At 33.3% G+C, this 22,968-nt stretch carries 20 protein-coding genes and 1 pseudogene; 14 read left to right on the plus strand and 7 right to left on the minus strand.

What is annotated here, in order from left to right; all coding sequences use genetic code 11:
- Positions 1-15: 15 nt before the first annotated feature.
- A complete protein-coding gene (locus IV513_RS05035) occupies positions 16-1,899 on the minus strand; it encodes a DNA topoisomerase IV subunit B (protein WP_209389418.1) in 1,884 nt (627 codons plus the stop codon).
- Positions 1,900-2,148: 249 nt separating this feature from the next.
- Here IV513_RS05035 and IV513_RS05040 point away from each other — a divergent pair, with 249 nt between their 5' ends.
- Positions 2,149-3,297: a methionine aminotransferase gene (locus IV513_RS05040; RefSeq protein WP_209389419.1), complete on the plus strand. Its 1,149-nt coding sequence runs from the start codon at positions 2,149-2,151 to the stop codon at positions 3,295-3,297.
- Positions 3,298-3,598: 301 nt separating this feature from the next.
- On the opposite strand, the gene IV513_RS05045 is transcribed toward IV513_RS05040, so the two are convergent.
- The 4 genes from IV513_RS05045 to IV513_RS05060 form a co-directional block, all read right to left on the minus strand.
- The gene (locus IV513_RS05045; protein WP_209389420.1) at positions 3,599-4,696 is read right to left on the minus strand and encodes a hypothetical protein; all 1,098 of its coding nucleotides are present in this window, start codon (positions 4,694-4,696) and stop codon (positions 3,599-3,601) included.
- A gap of 86 nt (positions 4,697-4,782) precedes the next feature.
- The gene (gene ychF, locus IV513_RS05050; protein WP_209389421.1) at positions 4,783-5,874 is read right to left on the minus strand and encodes a redox-regulated ATPase YchF; all 1,092 of its coding nucleotides are present in this window, start codon (positions 5,872-5,874) and stop codon (positions 4,783-4,785) included.
- Positions 5,875-6,129: 255 nt separating this feature from the next.
- Complete coding sequence (locus tag IV513_RS05055) at positions 6,130-6,681, minus strand: ferritin (RefSeq protein ID WP_209389422.1); 552 nt, start codon at positions 6,679-6,681, stop codon at positions 6,130-6,132.
- Positions 6,682-6,882: 201 nt separating this feature from the next.
- The gene (locus IV513_RS05060) at positions 6,883-7,587 is read right to left on the minus strand and encodes a bifunctional 2-polyprenyl-6-hydroxyphenol methylase/3-demethylubiquinol 3-O-methyltransferase UbiG (RefSeq protein WP_209389438.1); all 705 of its coding nucleotides are present in this window, start codon (positions 7,585-7,587) and stop codon (positions 6,883-6,885) included.
- Positions 7,588-7,836: 249 nt separating this feature from the next.
- Between IV513_RS05060 and blaRAA the strand changes: the two genes are divergently transcribed.
- The 8 genes from blaRAA (at position 7,837) to murC (ending at position 14,918) form a co-directional block, all read left to right on the plus strand.
- On the plus strand, positions 7,837-8,709 hold the full coding sequence (gene blaRAA, locus IV513_RS05065; RefSeq protein WP_209389423.1) for an RAA family extended-spectrum beta-lactamase: 873 nt from the start codon (positions 7,837-7,839) through the stop codon (positions 8,707-8,709).
- Positions 8,710-8,821: 112 nt separating this feature from the next.
- Positions 8,822-9,712 (plus strand): 3-hydroxybutyryl-CoA dehydrogenase, encoded by an 891-nt coding sequence (locus tag IV513_RS05070; protein ID WP_209389439.1) that lies wholly within the window; start codon positions 8,822-8,824, stop codon positions 9,710-9,712.
- Between the two features lie 98 nt (positions 9,713-9,810).
- Positions 9,811-11,127 carry a hypothetical protein gene (locus IV513_RS05075; protein WP_209389424.1) on the plus strand — a complete coding sequence of 439 codons (1,317 nt, stop codon included), beginning with the start codon at positions 9,811-9,813 and terminating at the stop codon, positions 11,125-11,127.
- 37 nt (positions 11,128-11,164) lie between these two features.
- Positions 11,165-11,404 (plus strand): hypothetical protein, encoded by a 240-nt coding sequence (locus tag IV513_RS05080; RefSeq protein WP_002977986.1) that lies wholly within the window; start codon positions 11,165-11,167, stop codon positions 11,402-11,404.
- A 263-nt stretch (positions 11,405-11,667) separates the two neighbouring features.
- Complete coding sequence (locus tag IV513_RS05085) at positions 11,668-12,297, plus strand: CoA pyrophosphatase (protein ID WP_209389425.1); 630 nt, start codon at positions 11,668-11,670, stop codon at positions 12,295-12,297.
- Positions 12,298-12,325: 28 nt separating this feature from the next.
- Positions 12,326-13,132 (plus strand): 1-acyl-sn-glycerol-3-phosphate acyltransferase, encoded by an 807-nt coding sequence (locus IV513_RS05090; RefSeq protein ID WP_209389426.1) that lies wholly within the window; start codon positions 12,326-12,328, stop codon positions 13,130-13,132.
- Positions 13,133-13,138: 6 nt separating this feature from the next.
- Positions 13,139-13,573, plus strand: coding sequence for a hypothetical protein (locus IV513_RS05095; RefSeq protein ID WP_209389427.1), 435 nt, complete (start codon positions 13,139-13,141; stop codon positions 13,571-13,573).
- Between the two features lie 7 nt (positions 13,574-13,580).
- Positions 13,581-14,918, plus strand: coding sequence for a UDP-N-acetylmuramate--L-alanine ligase (gene murC, locus IV513_RS05100; protein ID WP_209389428.1), 1,338 nt, complete (start codon positions 13,581-13,583; stop codon positions 14,916-14,918).
- 162 nt (positions 14,919-15,080) lie between these two features.
- Here the strand turns inward: murC and aceA are convergent, their stop codons facing one another.
- Both aceA and aceB read right to left on the minus strand, forming a co-directional pair.
- A complete protein-coding gene (aceA, locus tag IV513_RS05105; RefSeq protein WP_369074866.1) occupies positions 15,081-16,364 on the minus strand; it encodes an isocitrate lyase in 1,284 nt (427 codons plus the stop codon).
- Between the two features lie 44 nt (positions 16,365-16,408).
- Positions 16,409-17,983, minus strand: a complete 1,575-nt coding sequence (gene aceB, locus IV513_RS05110) for a malate synthase A (protein WP_209389430.1) — start codon at positions 17,981-17,983, stop codon at positions 16,409-16,411.
- A 126-nt stretch (positions 17,984-18,109) separates the two neighbouring features.
- Here aceB and IV513_RS05115 point away from each other — a divergent pair, with 126 nt between their 5' ends.
- The 5 genes and pseudogenes from IV513_RS05115 to IV513_RS05135 all read left to right on the plus strand — a co-directional run.
- Positions 18,110-19,591: a helix-turn-helix domain-containing protein gene (locus IV513_RS05115; protein ID WP_209389431.1), complete on the plus strand. Its 1,482-nt coding sequence runs from the start codon at positions 18,110-18,112 to the stop codon at positions 19,589-19,591.
- Between the two features lie 99 nt (positions 19,592-19,690).
- Positions 19,691-21,094: a DHA2 family efflux MFS transporter permease subunit gene (locus tag IV513_RS05120; RefSeq protein ID WP_209389432.1), complete on the plus strand. Its 1,404-nt coding sequence runs from the start codon at positions 19,691-19,693 to the stop codon at positions 21,092-21,094.
- A gap of 73 nt (positions 21,095-21,167) precedes the next feature.
- On the plus strand, positions 21,168-21,485 hold the full coding sequence (locus tag IV513_RS05125; protein WP_209389433.1) for a GNAT family N-acetyltransferase: 318 nt from the start codon (positions 21,168-21,170) through the stop codon (positions 21,483-21,485).
- Between the two features lie 47 nt (positions 21,486-21,532).
- A complete protein-coding gene (locus tag IV513_RS05130; RefSeq protein ID WP_209389440.1) occupies positions 21,533-22,432 on the plus strand; it encodes a pirin family protein in 900 nt (299 codons plus the stop codon).
- Positions 22,433-22,463: 31 nt separating this feature from the next.
- Positions 22,464-22,874 (plus strand): annotated as a pseudogene (locus tag IV513_RS05135) (NADPH-dependent FMN reductase); the annotation flags it as partial.
- Between the last annotated feature and the right edge of the window lie 94 nt (positions 22,875-22,968).

A 22,968-nucleotide genomic window follows, 5' to 3' on the forward strand; every position in this document is an offset into this window, starting at 1 on the left:
GTTTTTGTGTTTTCTTTATATATCTATTTCATCCAAGATTTCCTTTTTATCTATATCAGGATCCTCAACCACTAGATTTTCGAGGATAAAAACCTGTCTGTCGGGAGTATTTTTGCCCATATAAAACTCAAGAAGCTGGTCTATTGTCTGGTCTTTTCCGATCACTACCGGCTCTAATCTAATATCTTTAGCTATAAAATGCTTAAACTCATCCGGAGAAATCTCTCCCAAACCTTTAAACCTCGTAATTTCAGGGTTTTTCCCAAGTTCATTCAGAGCCTTTATTCTTTCCTGTTCTGTATAACAGTATCTGGTTTCTTTTTTATTTCTCACCCGGAACAAAGGAGTCTGAAGAATATATAAATGTCCGTTTTTAATAACATCAGGAAAAAACTGAAGAAAGAATGTTATCATCAACAATCTGATATGCATCCCGTCTACATCGGCATCTGTCGCAATAATTACCTGATTGTATCTTAAATCTTCAAGACTTTCTTCAATATTTAAGGCTGCCTGAAGCAAGTTGAACTCTTCATTTTCATAAACCACTTTTTTGGTTAAACCATAGCAGTTTAAAGGTTTTCCTTTTAAGGAAAAAACCGCCTGAGTTTCTACATCTCTAGATTTTGTGATTGAACCTGATGCAGAATCTCCCTCGGTAATAAAAATCTGAGTTTCTCCTTTTCTTTCTGCTTTCTGATCGTTGTAATGCTGTCTACAGTCCCTTAATTTTTTGTTGTGTAGCGAAACTTTTTTAGCTCTTTCTCTAGCCAGTTTCTGAATTCCCGAAAGTTCTTTTCTTTCTCTTTCGGAAATTAAAATTTTTCTTTGAATGGCTTCTGCAATCTCCGGATTTTTATGTAAAAAATTATCTAACTGGCTTTTTAGAAAATCAATAATAAAAGTTCGGACAGTAGGACCATTAGGACCTATATCGTTAGAACCCAATTTTGTTTTCGTTTGAGATTCGAATACGGGTTCTTCTACGTTAATTGAAATAGCAGCAACAATAGATTTTCTAACATCGGATGCATCAAAATTTTTGTTGAAAAATTCTCTAATAGTTTTTACAAAAGCCTCTCTAAAAGCATTTAAATGTGTTCCTCCCTGCGTTGTATTCTGTCCGTTTACGAAAGAAAAATACGTTTCTGTCTGAGATTTATCGGTATGGGTTATCGCTACTTCAATATCGCTGTCTTTTAAATGAATAATGGGATAAAGAGTTTCATTTTCCAGCTCTTCATCAAGCAAATCTTTCAAACCGTTTTCAGAAAAAAATGTCTCGCCGTTGAAGATAATTTTCAGTCCTGGATTAAGATAGGCATAATTTCGGAGCATTCTTTCGATATACTCTTTTCTGAATTTGTAATGAACAAAAATTTCAGCATCCGGAGTAAAAGAAATCTCTGTACCGTTTCTGTCTGAGGTTTCTTTTTCAGGAAACTCTTCAGTAATAAGACCTCGGGAAAACTCCGCTACTTTCATTTTACCATCGCGGAACGAACGTACACGAAAATAATCAGACAATGCATTTACCGCTTTTGTTCCCACTCCATTAAGACCGACCGATTTTTTGAATGCCTTACTGTCGTATTTACCACCGGTATTCATTTTAGATACAGCGTCTACCACTTTCCCCAAAGGAATTCCACGACCAAAATCACGAATTAAAACCTTACCCTCATCTACTTTAATTTCGATTCTTTTTCCTGCTTTCATTCTAAATTCATCAATAGAATTATCCAGAATTTCTTTCAGCAAAATATAAATACCGTCATCTGCAGAAGATCCATCTCCCAGTTTACCGATATACATACCGGGACGGAGACGAATGTGTTCCTGCCAATCGAGGGTTCTGATATTTTCTTCGGAATAGTTGGGTTGTAAATCTTGTGACATATAAAAATCAGTAAACAGACAAAAATACGAATAAGAACAAAAAAATACGAATTTTAAAGCATGTTTTTCTATTCTTTTTCACTTTAAATAAACATCAAATTTTACATAAAGCCTGTGGAATATGGGATATAACCAAATTATACTTTTACTATTCTGCTTACCGAACCATTTTTGTCTGTTTTTTTGTTGATTTTTCAGTAAAAACTAACGAAAATACTTTATTTTAGTAAATTAAACTGAAATTCACCAATGATACAGCTTCCTAAATCTAAACTTCCGAATGTCGGGACAACTATTTTCAGCCAAATGACCCAGCTTGCGAATGAGCATCAAGCCATCAATTTATCTCAGGGATTTCCCGATTTCCCCGCAGATCCTCAACTTATTGCTTTAGCAGATGAGTATATGAAAAAAGGATTTAACCAATACGCTCCGCTAGGTGGAATGTTGCCTCTTAAAGAACGGATTGCCGAAAAAATAGAAAATTCTCATCAAGCTATATATCATCCTGAAACCGAAATCACGATTACCGCAGGCGGAACCCAAGCAATTTTCACAACCATTGCCACTTTGGTAAAAGAAGGCGATGAAGTGATTATTTTTGAACCTGCATACGACTGCTACGAACCCACTGTAGAATTATTCGGAGGAAAAGTAAAGAGATTTAAAATGAAGGCTCCGAACTATGAAATAGATTGGAATATTGTGAAAAATTTGATTGCCGAAAAAACAAAACTTATCATTCTCAACAATCCAAACAACCCTTCAGGAAAGATATTGCGTGAAGAAGATATGCAGGAACTTATTAAAATTGTAAAAGGAACCTCGATATTTATTTTGAGCGATGAAGTTTACGAAAATATAGTTTTTGATGAAAAAAAACATTTAAGCATCTGCAAATATCCCGAACTTAAAGAAAGAAGCTTTCTTATTGCATCGTTCGGTAAACTTTTTCATATCACCGGATGGAAAATAGGATATTGTGCCGCTCCGAAGGCTTTTACAGAAGAGTTCAGAAAAGTACATCAGTTCAATGTTTTTTGTGTAAACACTCCATTACAACTCGCATTGGCAGATTATATGAAAGATGATAGTAATTATCTCTACCTCAGCAATTTTTTTCAGGAAAAGCGAGATTTTTTAAGAGAAGGACTTCGCCAAACTTCATTTGAACTGCTCGACTGCGAGGGAACGTATTTTCAGGCTTTGAAATATGATAAAATCTCCGATAAAAATGATTTTGATTTTGCTCAGGAATTAACCATTCAGCATAAAGTAGCGACGATACCTTTTTCTTCTTTTTATCAGGATAAAATGAATGAAAATGTAATAAGGTTATGCTTTGCCAAGAAAACTGAAACTTTGGAAAAAGCGATTGAAAATTTAGCGAAACTTTAAAGTAATTTTTCTTTTGTCTTGAAACAAAAGAAACAAAATTCAAGACTGGAACTGTCGGCTAAAAATAAATTTTAGTCTCTAAAAATTCTAAACTTGCGCGATTCTCAATTGTTTTTACTTTCGAATTTTCGTCGCACTTCGAACAGAAGAATTTTCTTAACACCTCCAATTCCTAAGTCATTTTTGGTAACACAAAAAATTAGAGAATGCTTTAAATAAAAATCTTCCAGAGAAGCTTGAGCTAGTTTTTCCAGGATGTGGAATTTGTATAATTCAAATATAGGAATTTATGAAAAATGAGTTAAATAATATATCCTCCACCAATTTTCAAAATCCATTGACCATCTTTATATTCTGCAGAATAATCTGTCATGCTACTGCTTCCCCATTGCTTTATATAAAAAACATTAGGGTTACTTTTATTTCTCCTGATTTTATCGATTCCATAACTGGAAACATCAGTAATTTTCACATACTTTGGCTGTAATTTTACATCTTCAGAAACAAACAGAACATGGTATTTAGGTTTTATTTGATGAAAATAATCGCAGTCACTGATAAAAACTTGAAAAAAGTAATTATTATCTCGAAGATTTTCAGTCCCGTAATCAGGCAATAACATTTCATAAAGTTGCGTAAACTTATTGTTTTCAGATTTAAACATCGGATTCAAATCATTAAAATCATCCGTTCCATCACCATCTGAATCTTTATTATGAGGGTTTAAACCAAAACTATTTTCGAAAATATCATTATATCCATCACTATCAGAATCTTTTATTAAATCATCTAATTTTATTTTAAATAATTTACCATCTTCAATTGCAGAATAATCATCATAACCGGGTAAGCCAGGAACTTTTATGATTTTAACAAAACTTCCCTCAATCTCTAAAAAACCATTATTAATAATTGGTTTTTCCTGCACTTCGTTAATATAATAATGACTGAAACTTAATCCTAAAAAATAAGCAGAAGGCTTTTCGTTTTCAATCTTACAAAGCCAAAATCCAAGATTATTTCTGCCAAAAGCATACAATATATTATCTATTTTTTGTTGGTTAGAAAATGTAAATTGTTTTGAAAATTTATCATTAAAAATTTTAAATTCCGAATCATATTCTTTCCATTTCTTTTCCATAATCTCTTCTGAGTTCAATTCTATACTATCTTTTTTAAAACTTCTAAACTCTCTGAGATTAACAATCTGTAAATAATCTGGTTTTTCTGCAATAATCCGTTTCACATCATATTCCTGCATTTGCATATCATGGTTATCAATGATTAAATCTTCATCATTTTTTAAATGCTTCGTTAAGCTATCAGACGATTCAAAACATCTGTCTTCCACAGTTTTTGAACACGAAAAAATCAAAAATAATAAAAATAAATATCTCATAATAGCTTTTTTCTAAGATAGTGAAAAAACGCTTCCAAATTCATGAAAGCGTTTTAAAAAATATTATATAACTAACTTTTAATATTTTAAACATTAAATCTGAAGTGCATAATATCACCATCCTGAACGATGTATTCCTTGCCTTCAACAGAAAGCTTTCCTGCTTCCTTCACTTTAGATTCTGATCCGTAAGTAACAAAATCATTAAACTTGATAACTTCTGCACGTATAAAACCTTTTTCGAAATCTGTATGGATCACTCCGGCTGCTTGAGGGGCAGTCCAACCTTGTCCGATTGTCCAGGCTCTCACTTCTTTAACCCCCGCTGTAAAATACGTTTGAAGTTTCAGTAAATCGTAAGCTTTTCTAATTAAACGGTTTACGCCCGGCTCTGTAAGACCAAGCTCATCAAGAAAAATCTCTCTTTCTTCAAAAGTTTCCAACTCATTGATGTCTGCTTCAATCTGAGCTGCTAAAACAACAATTTCAGCACCTTCATTTTTTGCCATTTCTTCGATTTTAGGAACCCAATCGTTCCCGTTTTTAATCGAATTTTCGTCTACATTACATACATAAAGAACCGGTTTGTTGGTAAGAAGCTGTACATCTCCGATAATAGATTTTGTTAAATCGTTGACCACAAATTCTCTTGCATTTTTACCATCTTCCAAATGCTTTTGCAAAGCCTGAAGCGTTTCATACGTTAAAATATCTTCTTTCTTCCCAGATTTGATGAATTTTTTAGCTTTCTCAACAGCTTTTCCTACTGTTTCCAAATCTTTTAGCTGAAGTTCAATATCAATAATTTCTTTATCTCTTAAAGGATCAACAGAACCTTCAACATGCACAATATTTCCGTTATCGAAACATCTTAAAACATGAATAATCGCCTCACACTCACGAATATTGGCAAGAAACTGGTTTCCAAGACCTTCTCCTTTACTTGCCCCTTTTACAAGACCTGCAATGTCTACAATTTCTACAACAGCAGGAAGCACTCTTTCAGGATTTACCAATTTTTCGAGTTCGAATAACCTCTGATCCGGAACTGAAACTGTTCCCAAATTGGGTTCTATGGTACAGAAAGGATAATTTGCCGACTGTGCTTTAGCATTGCTTAAGCAGTTAAAAAGAGTTGATTTACCTACATTTGGTAAGCCTACGATTCCACATTTCATAACGAAATTATATTTTTATTGCATTATTAACCGTTTGGTTTATAACAGCGATTTCAAATTTTGACGATTAAAAAGTTTTCGCTAATTAGCTTTTACTTTCAGCGTGCAAAGATAATATAATTAACCTTATTTCAAATCTATAAGTATATTTATTTTCAAATTGATTTCCTGTTTTTATTTTATATCCTTTTTAAATGAACACAAAAAAATCTGTCGAAAAATTGACAGATTTTAATTATTATTATGTTTTTAATCTTATGGATTATCTCCAGTAGCTTCCTGTGCTAAAGGCACATCATTCGGTGCACTTGCAAGGGTTTTATCTAAGGTGAATAAAGATTCATCAGTTGCTCTGTCACCACCCGCAATTTTCAATTTATCTATTAGGTTTTGAGCCAATGTTTCTTCTTCGATCTGTTCCTGAACAAACCATTGCATGAAATTCCATGTAGCCCAATCTTTTTCATCCAACGCCATATCAACAATCTTATAAATAGAGGTTGTATTATCTACTTCATGTTTAAAAACATTATCAAAACATTCTGTAAGAGATTTTGGGTCGTTTGGCGGGGCAGGTATGGCTTCTACTTTTGGTTTTCCACCACGATTCAATACATATTCCATAAATTTTATCGAGTGATTTCTCTCTTCCTGCGAATGGCGGTAAAGAAAATTGGCAATTCCTTGATATCCTTTATCATCTGCCCAAATTCCGTAGGATAAAAATATGTGCGAAGCGTGAATTTCTTTATTCATCTGGTCGCTTAGAGCTTTTTCCATCGCAGATGAAAGTCTGTTGGTGTTCATAATTGTATATTTTTGATTTAATTAGTATTCAAAATACAAAAATGATTCCCAGAAAGTGTTTTTATAAAAACCAAAACTCGCATCAAATACAATGTGTTGATTTTCAATTATTTACATCTGTAATTTATAGTCAATCTAAAATAAATTCATTTAATAATTTAGAATTATACATTGTAAAAAAACAATCAATAAGTATTGTAATTACCTTTTTGTGATTTTCGCCAGATAAGAATTCTCCTCAGTAATCATCTTTTCTATTTTGAAACCATTATTTTCTACAGCATTTTTAAGAGTATTAAAGTCTAAATAAAGCCATTTTATAGGATCTTCAGTATCAGCTTTATAGTGTATAATATAATCTATTTCGCCATAATATCCTTCCGCCGGAATATAAACCCCACCATCTTCATCAGCATCAAACATGTAAATAATATCTGTACTGTCGATTAAAATTTGTCCGTTTTCATTTAAAAGAGAATATAGTTTTTTGAGGTAAATATCAATTACAATTAAACTCTGAAAAATCCCTGTGCCGTTCATCAAAAGAAGAATCGTATCGAAAGTTTCTCCTGAAAATTCCAACATATTTTGATTGACAGTTTTTCTTATTCCCCTTAATTGACAAACTTCAATAGATTTTGGTGAAATATCCAGCGCAGTAACATCCAAATTTCTTTCATTCTGAAGATAAAGAGAGTGAGAACCCGCACCTGCACCAATATCTAACACTTTACCTGAGGATAAAGTAAGGGCTTTTTTCTCAATACTATTCATCTCTTCAAAATCTCTGAAAAGATAACTTACCGGAAGTTCATCGAGTTCGGAAATAGAAGTTTCGGTCTGCAGATCTTCAGGATTTTTGTTGTGGAAATAATCTGAAATTGCCTGTCCCATTAAATCTTTCATCTGTAAATTATATATCCACAAAGATACTGTTATTTATTTTTGAACCATTCTACAAATACTTACTTTTATCATCTTAAAGTATGTTTCACGATTGGATTATTAATCCAATAGAATCATGAATTTTTTACTATTTTGCACGAAATTTCACATAGAAACAAAATCACATTTCGACCAGTTTGAAGAACTGAAAGAATTTTAAAAAACAAAAAATACCCGGATTTTTTGTAAACAATTATCAACAATCGAAAAATGAAAAGCATCAAATTACTTTTAATCCTGTTTTCGGGCTTTATATTTGCCCAACAATCGGTTTTAGACAAAAAAATAAATTCTATTATTAAAGATAAAAAAGCAACGGTCGGAATTTCTGTTTTAGGATTTGAAAATAATTTTCAATATCATAAAAATGGTAAAAAAAAGCTTCCAATGCTCAGTGTTTTTAAATTTCATATTGCTGCAACAGTTTTGGATTGGGTAGATAAGGGAAAACTTTCTTTGGAGCAGAAAATTTTCATAAAAAAGGAAGATCTTCTTAAAGATACCTGGTCGCCTATTCGTGATCAATATCCCGATGGAAATATTGAAATGAGTCTTGACGAAATCATCCGTTACACCGTTGCATGGAGTGATAATAATGGTTCCGACATTCTTCTGAAATTGATTGACGACACAGAAACAGTACAAAAATTTATAGATTCTAAAGGAATTAAAAATTTTCAAATTAAGAATAATGAAGAGCAGATGCACAAAGCCTCAAAATATGTTTACGAAAATTATACAACTACCCAATCTTTAGCATTGCTTTATAAGCAGTTTTTTCAGGGAAAAATTCTTTCAGAAAAATCTACACATTATTTATATAATATCATGCTGAACACGGAAACAGGCAAAAATAAACTTAAAGAACAACTTCCTCCGAAAACTGTTGCACACAAAACTGGCTCTTCTGGAAAATATGAAGGCTTAACAATTGCTGAAAATGACAGCGGAATTGTTACTTTGCCCAACGATAAACACTACTATATTGTCGTTTTTGTGAATAATTCTACCGAACCGGAAGCAGTAAACTGTAAGATGATTTCAGATATTTCAAAAACAGTTTGGGATTATTTTAATAAGTAAAATTTTAAGCTTAATTTTAAAACCATAAAAATGAAGCAGAATTTAGAAGATGAAAATATTTAAAGCAGCTTAAAAAAATTGATAATTTAATTATAAAAGAACTTTTAAAATGATTAAAAACATTGTAGTTATCGGAGCAGGAACCATGGGAAACGGTATCGCACACACTTTTGCACAAAGCGGATTTAGTGTAAATCTTGTTGATGTTTCTCAGGAAGCTTTAGATAAAGGTCTGAAAACCATTACTACCAATCTCGACAGAATAATTGCAAAAGGAAATCTTACTGAAGAGAAAAAAGCAGAAACTTTAGGCAATATTACAACGTACACGCAACTGAAAGACGCTGTAACCAATGCAGATCTTATCGTTGAAGCTGCTACAGAAAACCAAGATCTAAAGCTGAAAATTTTCACACAAATGGATGAATTTGCTCCCGAAAATTGCATTTTGGCTACCAATACATCTTCAATCTCGATTACAAAAATTGCTGCCGCTACCAAAAGAGCAGACAAAGTAATAGGAATGCATTTTATGAACCCTGTTCCGATTATGAAGCTGGTAGAAATCATTAAAGGCTTTTCTACATCGAAAGAAACGTTCGATTCTATCTACGAAATGAGCAAAACTTTAGGAAAAGTACCGGTAGAAGTGAACGATTATCCTGGATTTGTTGCAAACAGAATTTTAATGCCGATGATTAATGAGTCTATTGAAACATTATACAACGGCGTTGCAGGTGTTGAAGAAATAGACACGGTAATGAAATTGGGTATGGCACATCCTATGGGACCGCTTCAGCTTGCAGATTTCATCGGTTTGGATGTTTGCCTAGCAATTCTGACTGTAATGTACGACGGTTTCAAAAATCCAAAATATGCACCAAATCCTTTATTGGTAAATATGGTGATGGCAGGTAAATTGGGTGTAAAATCCGGTGAAGGTTTTTATGATTATTCTGAAAGCAAAAAAGCTGAAAAAGTAGCTAAAATGTTTTCCAAATAAACATTAACTGTGAAGTTTTGTTTCGGGCATTCTGTAAAACAAATTCTATTTTGTTGACATATTGACTTGCATTGGGAAATTCATTACTTTCACAATCCATGAAATTTAAAGAAAAAAACATTCAGATAATATTGGTCATCATCACAGTTTTGATGACCGTTTTTCGTTTTCTGCTTAATGAGAAAGGAAGAACCAGCCCAGATTCCATAAGATTTATGCATTTTGCAAAGGTTTTTCCTGTTATCGACAATACTATAACTCCATTGGGATATCCTTTAAGCATAAAGTTTTTCACATTTTTTGGTTTTGATGAGTTTTGGAGCAGTAAAATTGTAGGCTTAGCTGCTTTGGCTTTTATTCTAATTTTCACCTATCGCAAAAACTTTTTCTTTCGAGAAGCGTTGGTTACCTGTTCATTATTCAGTTTGGTTTCCCTCTTTTCTTTTACGATGAGTGAAGCTTTAATTCTGCCCTTCGTTATTGGGTTTCTTTACATTTCATCACAAATTATTATTGGGAATTTAGAAAAAGGGAAAGCAATCTTTTATTTAACCATAAGCTTAATTTTACTGTATAACATCAGATACAGCGCCTTATTTCTAATGGGTGGAACCGGGCTTTACGGCTTAATATTTTGGAAAAAAAAGCACGCATCTTCATTTATTATTTCTGGAATTCTGGCGGGCATTTTTGTTGTCCTTTACAAATTATTTTTCATCGATTATTTTAACGAAAACTACGTAAAAGAATCGCTCGAAATGGGTTTACACCCTACTTCCCAGCTTTTAAAAGAATTATTTTGGGGGCTTTGCACCACCTTCAACCCGTTTATTCACATGGCTAATCCGAACGGAGGAATTATCAATTACGGAATTTATGGTTTAGGATTAGTAAACATTCTGTTAATGATTTATTTTTTCATTATAAAACCGCTTAGCGAAACAGAAGTCTATTTTATTTTTATAGGAATTTTCGGAATTATCTGTTCATTTTTCATTCAGTATTTTTATCCTGTCAATGCAATCGATTTCCGTCTGCTTTCAGCTTTCAGCTTACCCATCTGGTTGGTATATTTCAGAAAAATATTTCAGAGATTTGAATGGAAAACGTATGCAATTGGGTTTTTAAGCATTTGTTCGGGATTATTCTTTACGCTTCTTTCTAAAGGCAACTATCTTGAAAACAGAAAAGAAGTAAAACAGTTTCTTAAAAATGAAAATCTGGAAAACAAACCTATAAAATTTTATCTTGAAGCCACAGAAGATTTGGAAAACATACAGATTGCAGAACTAATAAGCACCGTAAATGCCGATTTAGACATTACTTTCAAACCATCGGACACGCTTCAGAAGAATACCCTTACCAAGCATAAAGTTTTACAAAAAATTAAAATTGACAAGAACAAATACCAATAATTTTATATATCTTTGAGAAAGTTTAAATATTAAAAAAATGAAGTTACCAAAGTTTTTATTGGCAGATAATTCTGAGTTTCCTGAAGATTTATTTGTTGTACACACAGAATATCCAAGATTTATCTTAAACGTTGAAGAAGAAGAAGTTGAATGGCTAGATGATCTTGAAGGAGATGATGAAGAAACCATGGCAGATGAAGCTACTAAAGTAGTAGAAGCAGCATTTAAATGGTGCGATGAAGAGTTGGCAAAATACGACGAAGAAGAGGAAGATTAATTCCAATTATAAAATGAAGCTGCCCAATGGCAGCTTTTTTTACAAACTCACCATACAAGAGGCTGTCATTTTTTTGGCAGCCTTTTTCATTACAAAAAACAGATTTTTACTTTAATGTTCTTCATTTTTCCACATTAATTATCATATAATTTTATGGAAGAATATTTTATTAATTAAAAATTCTGAACGTTAAATTCTACATTTTTTAGCTCCTTCAACGCAGTTTTATATTATTTATCCGGATATATTAGTAAATTTGGAATATGGAAAGTTTTGGAAAAGATTTATTACGGAAAATTAAAAAAGCATCTCTCGAAGGTCAGAATGCACACGGAATTTTTTCCCCACCATACAGACCTTTGTTCAGCTACGATCAGATTTTAGAAAAAAATCCAAAGTTTGCTGCAGTTAACATTGTTCTCTATCTTAAAAATGATGAATGGCATTTTCCGCTCATTGTAAGATCTATTAACGAACACGACAGACACAGCGGACAGATTTCTCTTCCCGGAGGAAAACGCGAAGAACTGGATAAAGATTTTGCCGAAACCGCCATAAGAGAAACTTCTGAAGAAATAGGAATTGAAAAACCTTACGTAAAAATAATTCGTGAGCTCTCTCCTATTTACATTCCGCCGAGTAATTTTTATGTGTATCCTTATATTTCTTATACGAAAAGAAATCCTGAATTTATCTTACAGCAAACCGAAGCTGTAGAAGTGATAGAATTCCCCATTACATCGTTCCTGAATCTTTCTGGAACGCCAGAAATTATGGCACTTCCCGGAGCTGGAGGAAAAGAAGTTCCTGTTATTAATTTCAACGGATATATTATTTGGGGAGCCACAGCAATGATTCTAAGCGAATTCAGCCAGTTGATTAAAAAAATGTAACTTTGCGGATATTATGTTTAACTGAAATATGGCGAAGAAAAATATTTTCACCGATTCGTTCGGAACTCCTTATTTTTTAAAAAGACTTATTATTTTCATTCTGGGATTTATTTCTTACAGAAGATTTAATGGTTTCAATAAACTGAAAATTACAGGAACAGAAAATTTGGTAGATCTTCCCGACACGAATGTATTATTCGTATCTAATCATCAAACCTATTTTGCGGATGTCGCTGCGATGTATCATGCTTTTTGCGCTGTAAATAACGGATATTTAAATACCATTAAAAATCCTATTTATCTTCTTAATCCCAGAGTAGATTTTTATTACGTAGCTGCAGAAGAAACCATGAATAAAGGTATTCTTCCGAAAATCTTCAAAATTGCAGGAGCAGTTACTGTAAAAAGAACATGGAGAGCAGAAGGAAAAAACGTTAACAGAATGGTAGATCTTAGCGAGATTGATAATATCATGAAAGCTCTGGATAACGGTTGGGTAGCCACATTTCCGCAGGGAACAACTGCTGCTTTTGCACAAGGAAGAAAAGGAACCGCAAAACTGATAAAAAACCAAAGACCTATTGTAATTCCTATAAAAATAAATGGTTTCCGAAGAGCATTTGATAAAAAAGGACTTCGCGTAAAAGTTACGGGAGTAAAACCTACTATGGAATTTAAGAAACCTTTGGATATAGATTACGACAACGAAAATGCTCAGGAAATTCTATATAAAATAATGACTGCGATAGAACAGACGGAAGATTTTAATGTACTTCATACTTATGATGAAGAAATTAAAGCCAAAAAATCTGAACAGAATAAATCTCAAAATTAAAAATCAATGAAAAAGTTTTTAGGAATCTTTTTTATAGCATTGCTTGTATTGTCATGCAATTCCCAAAAAATATATTCCGATTACGATATCAGTTTTTCGAGAAGCGGAGGATTTGCTCCCACTTATGAAAATTTATTAATTAAAGGCAACAATGCTCATTACTCTTTCGAAGGTCGCGATCAAAAAATAAAACAAACCTTCAAAGTTTCCGATGAAGAACTTAAAATTTTGAATGATGTTCTGTCTCAAAACAACTTCAGACAAATACAGGAAGATCACAAAAAAATGTATGATAATATTACCACTTCTGTAAATGTAAAAAACGGTAAAAATTCTGGGAGTAAAAATGACGGAAGCATGATTATGCCGAATTATAAAACCAACTGGGGAAATATTGTTACTGCCTTTCAGGAAATCATTAGTAAAAACATCAAAAAATAACACAAAGTTGAGAACGCATTTCATTGCTATCGGCGGAAGCGCCATGCACAATCTCGCCATTGCTTTAAAAGATAAAGGTTATATAGTTACAGGATCAGACGATGCTATTTTCGAACCATCCAGATCAAGACTGCAAAAAAAAGAAATCTTACCTGAAGAATTAGGATGGTTTCCCGAAAAAATAACTTCCAATATTGATGCAGTGATTGTTGGAATGCACGCTCATCAGGATAATCCGGAACTGGCAAAAGCAAAAGAATTAGGTTTAAAAATCTATTCTTATCCAGAATTTTTGTACGAACAGTCTAAAGAAAAAACCAGAGTTGTTATTGCCGGATCTCATGGGAAAACAACCATCACATCTATGATTCTTCACGTACTGAATTTCCATCAGAAAGATGTAGACTTTATGGTTGGAGCTCAGCTGGAAGGATTCGACTGTATGGTAAAACTTACTGAAGATAATGATTTTATGGTTTTAGAAGGTGACGAATACCTTTCATCTCCCATAGATTTACGCTCCAAATTTCTTTTATACCAACCTAACATTGCTCTGTTAAGTGGAATTGCATGGGATCACATTAATGTTTTTAAAACTTTTGATGATTATATAGAACAATTCCGAAAATTTGTTGCAAGCATTACTCCGGGTGGCGTTCTTGTTTATAATGAAGAAGATAAAGAAGTAGTGAAAGTGGTAGAAAGTGCCGATAATTATTTCAGAAAAATACCATACAAAACGCCAGAATACGAAATTGTAAACGGTAAAGTTCTCCTTAAAACTGAAATGGGAGACGTTCCGCTTTCTGTTTTCGGAGCCCATAATTTATTGAATATGGAAGGTGCAAGACATATTTGCCATACTTTGGGAATTATGGATGAAGACTTTTATGAGGCGATTATGAGCTTTAAAGGTGCATCTAAACGTTTGGAGAAAGTAGAAAGAGAAGACAAAGGTATTTTATATAAAGACTTTGCACACGCTCCCAGCAAAGTAAAAGCTGCTGTAAAAGCTTTTTGTGAACAGTTTAAAAATCAAAAAAAATATGGTTTTCTGGAGCTTCACACTTATTCGAGCTTAAATCCTGTTTTCTTAGAACAGTATGACCACGCAATGGACGGATTGGATGAAGCAATCGTTTTTTATTCTGAAGATGCTTTAAAAATTAAACGTATGGAGCCTATTTCTCCGGATTTAATTAAAGAAAAGTTTAAAAAAGATGATTTAAAAGTTTTCACGAATGCTGAAGATTTACATCATTATTGGGATACTTTAGATAAAACTCAGGGTGTTTATATGATGATGAGTTCAGGGAACTTTGGCGGATTAGATTTATCTCACTAATTTTCTGAATTTTCTGTACAAATTTCATTTTTTTTAAATAAAAAGAGGCTGTATCATTTTTGATACAGCCTCTGCTAACAATAAATCTACTATAATAAGGAGTGAATTTTAATAATCACTTACTCGCTTAAATCAATTTGAACCATCCATTAAAGGAAATTTTCAATGAAATTGAGCAGTTTCGGTAGAATCTTTCATAGCAACTGTTGCTGAAGATCCGTTGGTAACAATATTCTGTACCTCATCAAAATAACCCGTTCCCACAAACGATTGATGTTTAACCGCTCTGAAACCCTGTTTTTGTAAAGCAAATTCCCTTTCCTGTAACTGAGAATACCCAGCCATTCCTCGTTCTTTGTATGCCAAAGCCAATTCGAACATTGCTGTATTGAGTGCATGGAAACCTGCCAAAGTAATAAACTGGAATTTATAACCCATTTTAGCCAGTTCTTCTCTGAAAGTTAGCATTTCACTTTCGCTAAGTTTTGCTGCCCAGTTAAAAGATGGAGAACAGTTATATGCCAACATTTTCCCAGGAAATTTTGCATGAATACCTTCTGCAAACCTTCTTGCCTGTTCCAAATCCGGGTTAGATGTTTCCATCCAGATAAGGTCTGCATATGGTGCGTAAGACAAACCTCTGTCAATCCCCTGTTCTACTCCATTTTTCACTACGTAAAAACCTTCACTGGTTCTTTCACCGGTAACAAATTTTTTATCTCTGTCATCAATATCCGAAGTTAAAAGATCTGCCGCATCGGCATCGGTTCTGGCAATAATAACACTAGGAACACCCAAAACATCTGCCGCCAAACGTGCCGCAATCAGTTTATTAATAGCTTCTTGAGTAGGAACCAGAACTTTCCCTCCCAAATGCCCACATTTTTTTGCTGATGAAAGCTGATCTTCAAAATGAACCGCTGCCGCACCTGCTTCTATCATTTGTTTCATTAATTCATAAGCATTGAGATTTCCACCGAAACCTGCTTCTGCATCGGCAATGATCGGAACTAAATATTCTTTTTCTCCTGCACCATTTACCGATTGTATTTGGTCTGCTCTCAATAAAGCATTATTGATTTTTTTAACCACAGAAGGCACAGAATTCGCCGGATACAGGGATTGGTCAGGATACATTTCGCCGGATAAATTGGCATCTGCCGCAACTTGCCATCCAGAAAGATAAATTGCTTCTAAACCCGCATCTACTTCTTGTACCGCCTGATTTCCTGTTAAAGCTCCTAAACCTGCAACAAACTCCTGATTATTCAATTTTTGCCAGAATTTTTTAGACATTTCTGTGGCAATGGTATAGTCTAATGTATATGAACCACGAAGTTTAAGAACATCTTCTGCAGTATAAGGTCTTTTAACACCGTTCCAACGCGGATTTTCTAGCCAGTCTTTTTCTAATTCCTGAATTTTTTCTTGTTTTGTTTTCATAATATTTGAGATTAAATTATTTATTTTCTGAATTTTTACATGAAATTTTAAATAAACGGATAGGCTTTTAAGGTTAAAAACTCTTCAAATTTTTCACTGAGAATTAGTTCGTTGAAAAGTTCTTTAGCCAAGGAAAATTTTCCATTTTTAAAACGATTTTCGCCTACATATTTCTCGATACGTTCGATTTCTTCAAATTCCCATTGCAAAATCATTTCGCGAGTCAGTTTTCTTCCATCATTCAAAACGGCATTATTTTTTAACCATTGCCAAATTTGTGTACGCGATATTTCTGCTGTCGCAGCATCTTCCATAAGGTTATAAAGAGCAGCCGCACCAATTCCCATAAGCCACGATTCTATATAAAGAATACCAACATTTATATTCTTTCTAACTCCTTTTTCAGTGATTTCCCCTTGTGGAATTTCCAAAAGTTGTTTTTCTGTTATTTTATAATCAAATTTTTTATCAATTTGATTTTTTGTTGGCATAAAACGGTCGAAAACGTCTTTAGCAACAGAAACCAAAGCGGGATGAGCCACCCAAGTTCCGTCATGACCATTTTTCACCTCATGCTCTTTATCCTGTCTTACTTTTCCGAATGCCAAACTGTTGGCTTCATAGTCGTTTTTAATAGGAATCTGAGCCGCCATTCCACCAATTGCGTGTACATTTCTTTTGTGGCAAATCTCAATTACCCTTTTCGAGTAAGCACTCATAAAAGGAGATTTCATAGTAACCTGATCTCTATCCGGAACTAAAAACTGAGGTAGATTTCTAAATTTTTTAATGTATGAAAATATGTAATCCCATCTTCCGCAATTTAAACCTGAACTATGTTCTTTCAATTCAAATAAAATCTCATCAATCTGAAAAGAAGCAGTAATAGTTTCTACTAAAACCGTTGCTTTAATACTTCCTTGTGGAATATCAAGATAATTCTGGGCAAAAACAAAAACATCGTTCCACCATCTTGCCTCTTTGTAATGCTCAAGTTTTGGAAGATAAAAATATGCACCGCTGCCATTTTGGATAAGCTTTTTGGCATTTCTGAAAAAATAAATTCCAAAATCTATTAATGAAGCCGAAGCCAAACTTCCATTTATTTCGATATGCTTTTCAGAAAGATGTAAACCTCTTGGACGAACTAGTAGAACCGCAGTTTTTTCATTAAGTCCGTAAGATTTCCCATTCTCATTCGTGAAATCTATTTTTTTGTTGACAACATCAGTAAGATTAATTTGTCCTTCCATGCAGTTTCCCCACGTTGGAGAATTGCTGTCCTCAAAATCTGCCATAAAAGTAGAAGATCCTGAATTTAAAGCATTGATAATCATCTTCCTGTTTACAGGTCCTGTTATTTCTACTCTTCTATCCAACAAATCTTCAGGAATCGGAGCACAAACCCAATCTCCGCTTCTGATATCTTCTGTTTCAGATAGAAATTTCGGAAGTACTCCTTTGTCGAAATCTTCTTGCATTTTTCTTCTTTCTTCTAAAAGTTCTAATCTTTTATTGTTGAAATTTTGATGTAATTCAACTAAGAAATCGACAAGATCTGGTGTAAAAATCTCTTTAAACTGCTGTTCCGATTGTATTTTAATTAAAGACTTAGTTTCCATAAGAAGTTGCTTTTATAATTTTAATATTGCAAACATAAATAAAAACTTTCACAATTAGCGAACTTTCGCTAAATTTTATAAAAAATTTTTTTGTGAAAAAATGCTTTTAATGCTTATTTTTGAAAAATGAACGCAGAAAGTGACTATATAAAAACGGTTTTTGGACTAAAACTAAAACAACAAAGACAGAAAAACAGCTGGTCTTTACAGGATCTTTCTGTAAAAACAGGTCTTTCAAAATCTTACCTCAATGAAATAGAAAACGGAAAAAAATATCCCAAACACGATAAAATAATCCTGCTTTCTGAAGCAATGCAATGCACTTTTGATGACTTGGTTTCTACAAAACTGGATAAAAACCTCACTCCATTCAGCGAGATTTTGCAGTCGGATTTTTTCAAGGAAATTCCACTAGAGCTTTTTGGAATCAATAAAAACAATCTTATAAGCATTATAAGCGATGCACCCAAAAAAGTAACCGCTTTCATTAATGCATTAATAGAAATTTCGCAGAATTACAACCTTGGGAAAGAAAGATTTTACTTTGCGGTTCTTCGTTCATTTCAAGAATTGTACGATAATTATTTTCCGGAAATTGAAGAAAAAGCAGTAATTTTCGCAGAAGAAAACAGTATTACAATAGGAAAAAACCTGCAAAGTGATGTTTTAGAAAAAATTCTTATAGAAAAATTAGGATATCAGATTCAATCTGAAAATTTCGAGCAATATGGCACTTTGGGAAATCTACGTTCTCTTTATATTCCCGAAAAAAAATTACTTCTTCTAAACAACAAGTTAGAACCAGACCAAAAAACTTTTATTTTTGCTAAAGAAATAGGATTTAACGTTTTAGATCTTAAAAATCGCCCAAATACTTATTCCTGGCTAGATTTTGGAAGTTTTGAAGAAATTCTCAATAACTATTATGCTTCTTATTTTGCAGGAGCTCTATTGATTTCGAAAACAGAAATTATTGACAAAACCTCTGATTTTTTTCTTCAAAACGAATGGAAACCCAATGGTTTTGAAGAATTAATTGAAAATTTCACACATTCTCCTGAAACTTTTTATTACAGATTAACCAATATTCTCTCTTCAGAACTTGGGATTAAAGATTTGTTTTATCTCTGTCTTGTAAAGAAGAAAAATACAGACAAAATACAGATTTTAAAAGAGTTACACCTCAACCATCAACAAGCGCCCCACGCAAATGCCACCAACGAACATTATTGCAGACGTTGGATTGCCGTGAAAAACCTTCAACATCTTAAAGAAAATGAAATTTTAACAGACGCACAAATTTCACATTATAAAGATCTAGGTTTTAGTTATCTGGTTATTTCAACATCGCAGAAGAATCCGTTTTCTGATGGAAGCAACAGAAGTTATTGCTTAGGAATTTTACTGAATACCCAAACCATTAAGAAAATTAATTTTATAAAATCTCCTACCCTGAAAACAGTAGACGTTGGAGTTACATGCGAATCTTGCAGTATTTCTAATTGTGAAGTAAGACAAGCTCCTCCTATTCGTCTGGAAAAAGATCACTTTAACCAAAACATGAAGAATGCCATTAATAAAATTAGAAAAGATTGTATGGGAAAATAAAAGATGTGTGAATATCAAATAATAATTTAAGCTCAATTATTTGGAATAATATTTTCTTTGGCTTAATGCCAATCATACATTCTTAACTTTATTCAACAAATGCACGCTAAATCCACTCCAAGACAGACTATAAAAAAAATTCTGCCATTAATATTAGCAACCGCTATCTTTATGCAGATGCTGGATTCTACTATTCTAAATACATCATTGCCCTCTATAGCAAAAGATTTAGAAGAATCTCCACTGAATATGCAGAATGCAATTATAAGCTATGTACTTACTTTAGCACTGTTTATGCCGGTAAGTGGATTTTTAGCAGATCGGTTTGGCACCAGAAAAGTTTTTGTTTTTTCACTCATTATTTTTAGTTTGGGCTCGATTTTTTGTGCGATTTCGCAAAGCCTGACACAATTGGTTATCGCAAGAGTTATTCAGGGAGTTGGAGGTAGCTTAATGACACCGGTCGGAAAACTGGCACTTATTAAAACTTTCGACAGAAACGAACTCCTTAAAGCAATGAATTTCGCAATTGTTCCGGCATTAATCGGTCCTGTTCTTGGTCCTTTGGTAGGCGGTTACATTGTTGATTATCTTTCTTGGCATTGGATTTTCCTCATCAACATTCCTTTTGGTATCTTAGGAATTGTTTTAGGATTACAATTTATGCCTAATTACAATTCTAAATCTACAGATTTCGATCTGAAAGGATTTTTGATATTTGCAGCAGCTTCTCTGCTTTTATCTATCTCTCTTGAACTTTTTGGAGAATCTAAAAATATAACACCAGTTCTCATTGTCTTTATTCTTGGATTTTTGTTTTTGTATTACTATTACAGACATGCTAAAAAAGGACAAAACCCAATATTTCCTTTAAGCCTTTTTAAGGTAAGAACATTTCGCGTAGGAATTGTAGGAAATCTTGCCACAAGATTAGGGATTAGTTCTATTCCGCTCTTGCTCCCGCTCATGATTCAGGTGGCTTATCACCAAACTGCAGTGGTTTCTGGATGGATTGTTGCACCAATGGCATTAACTGCCATGATAGGAAAATCTTCTGTAATAAAAATTCTCAATAAATTTGGTTATAAACGTACACTCATGGTGAATACGATTGTAATCGGAATTTTAATTTGCTGTTTGGCAATCCCGAATATCCACAGTTCAATTTACTGGTTTGTTCCTATAATTGTAGTGATGGGATTCTTCAATTCTATACAATTTACGTCCATGAACACAATTTCGATTGCAGATTTAAGAAACTTCCAGACAAGCAGCGGAAATTCACTTTTATCTGTTAATCAACAGCTTGCCGTAGGATTCGGAATTGCATTTGGCTTAATTGTTCTCAAAATTTATGAAAATAATACCGAGCTTATTCATCACGAAGTCCATCAAGCATTTAGATTTACATTTCTTACCGTAGGAATACTAACCATACTTTCCTCACTTGTTTTCAGAAGATTGCATATTTATGATGGTAAAAACATGAAATCTCAAGATTAATTTTATACTTACCAAACATCAATGCTTATCTCATCAGAACATATTATTTTAGTATCCATAAAATATAGAAATTATGAAAGCAGAATTTGAAAATATTCCACTTAAAAAAAATGAAACTTTAAAAAGATTTGAAATTGAAGTCAATGGGCATTTTGCATTTATTAATTATAAAGAGAACGGCACACAGATTTCACTTATTCATACCGAGGCAGACCCCGAACTTTCCGGTACTGGAGCAGCGGCGGCTGTGGTAGAAAAAACACTTTATTATATTGAAGAAAGCGGAAAAAAACTTCTTCCTTTTTGTCCTTATGTTTTTGCATACATCAAAAAAAATCCTGAATGGAAAAGAATTGTTGATGAGAAATTCAATGGATACGAAAATATTTAAAAGATCCAATCATAATTAAAAAACAAATAAAAAGCAACTGAAATATGATGTCAAATATTGGTTTAATCGTTGAAGAAAGAGCTGCAGACATAGGTAATTTTTTAGTAGGAAGACTTTTACCTTTTCGGGAAAAAAGATCTGTAGGTCCTTTCATTTTTATCGATCACATGGGGCCAACCTGTCTAAAAGAATATCAGAATTTTGATGTTCCTCCACATCCGCATATCGGGCTTTCTACCCTAACTTATCTTCTGGAAGGATCTATTTTTCATCGTGACAGCATTGGGTCGGCAACAGAAATAAAACCGGGAGCCGTTAATTGGATGACTGCAGGAAAAGGAGTGGTACATTCTGAAAGAACTCCCGAATATTTAAGAAATTCACCACAATTTCTCCATGGTTTCCAGATTTGGGTGGCTTTACCGAAAGCATTAGAGCAAAGTGAGCCATCATTTTTTCACATAGAAGCAGAAGAAATTCCTTCGTGGAAGGATGGAGATATTGAATATAAACTTATTGCCGGAGAAGCTTTTGGCAAAAAATCTGCTGTTCCCACTCACAGTCCGCTTTATTTTGTTGAAATTAAAAGCAAAACGAAACAAAAACTGAATATTGGTCATCATATTTTTGGTGAAGTAGGAATGTATGTTTTAGAAGGTTCGGTAAATATTGAAGGAAATGATTATGGCACCAAACAACTTTTAATTGCAAAAAATGCTTCTCTCTGCGAGTTTGAAATCAACGAAAATACTACGATATATCTTTTTGGTGGTGAACCATTTCCTGAAGAAAGACATATTTTCTGGAATTTCGTGCATTCAGACAAAGAAAAAATTGAAGAAGCAAAGATTAACTGGCACGATCAAAACCATGAGGCATTTCCTCTAATCCCAGGAGATGATCAGGAATACGTACCGCTTCCTAAAGCTATTCTGAATAGAAAATAGTTCTTTAAAGTTTTATTTAAAACCCATCAAAATGAAAATATTAGCATTCGCAGGAAGTACTTCTTCCACATCCATCAACAGAGAACTCGTAAAGTTTGTTTTAAAAAGTTTTCAGGAAAACGAAATCAATTTAATTGATCTTAATGATTATTCTATGCCTGTTTTCTCTGTAGATCTTGAAAAGAAAGGATTTCCAGAAGAAGCCCATCAATTCTTACAACAGATTGAAGATTGCGATGTCATTATCTGCTCTTTGGCAGAACACAACCGTTCTTACGCTGCGGCGTTCAAGAATATTTTCGATTGGGCATCGAGAATCAATGTAAAAGTTTTTCAGGATAAACCAATGTTTCTAATGAGCACTTCTCCCGGAGGTTATGGTGGCGGAAATGTGATGAACGAAGCAAAGAAGTTTTTTCCAAACTTTGGAGCAGATATTAAACCCAAATCACGCAGTTGAAATTTTTTGAGATAAGTCTATGGGGTAATCCCAAATTCCGACGAACCATTTTCTGCGTTTTTTGGTGAGTGCAATC

Origin of the sequence: Chryseobacterium sp. RR2-3-20, from assembly GCF_017808115.1 — a bacterium.
In the GTDB taxonomy this organism is placed as follows: Bacteria; Bacteroidota; Bacteroidia; order Flavobacteriales; family Weeksellaceae; genus Chryseobacterium; species Chryseobacterium oryzae.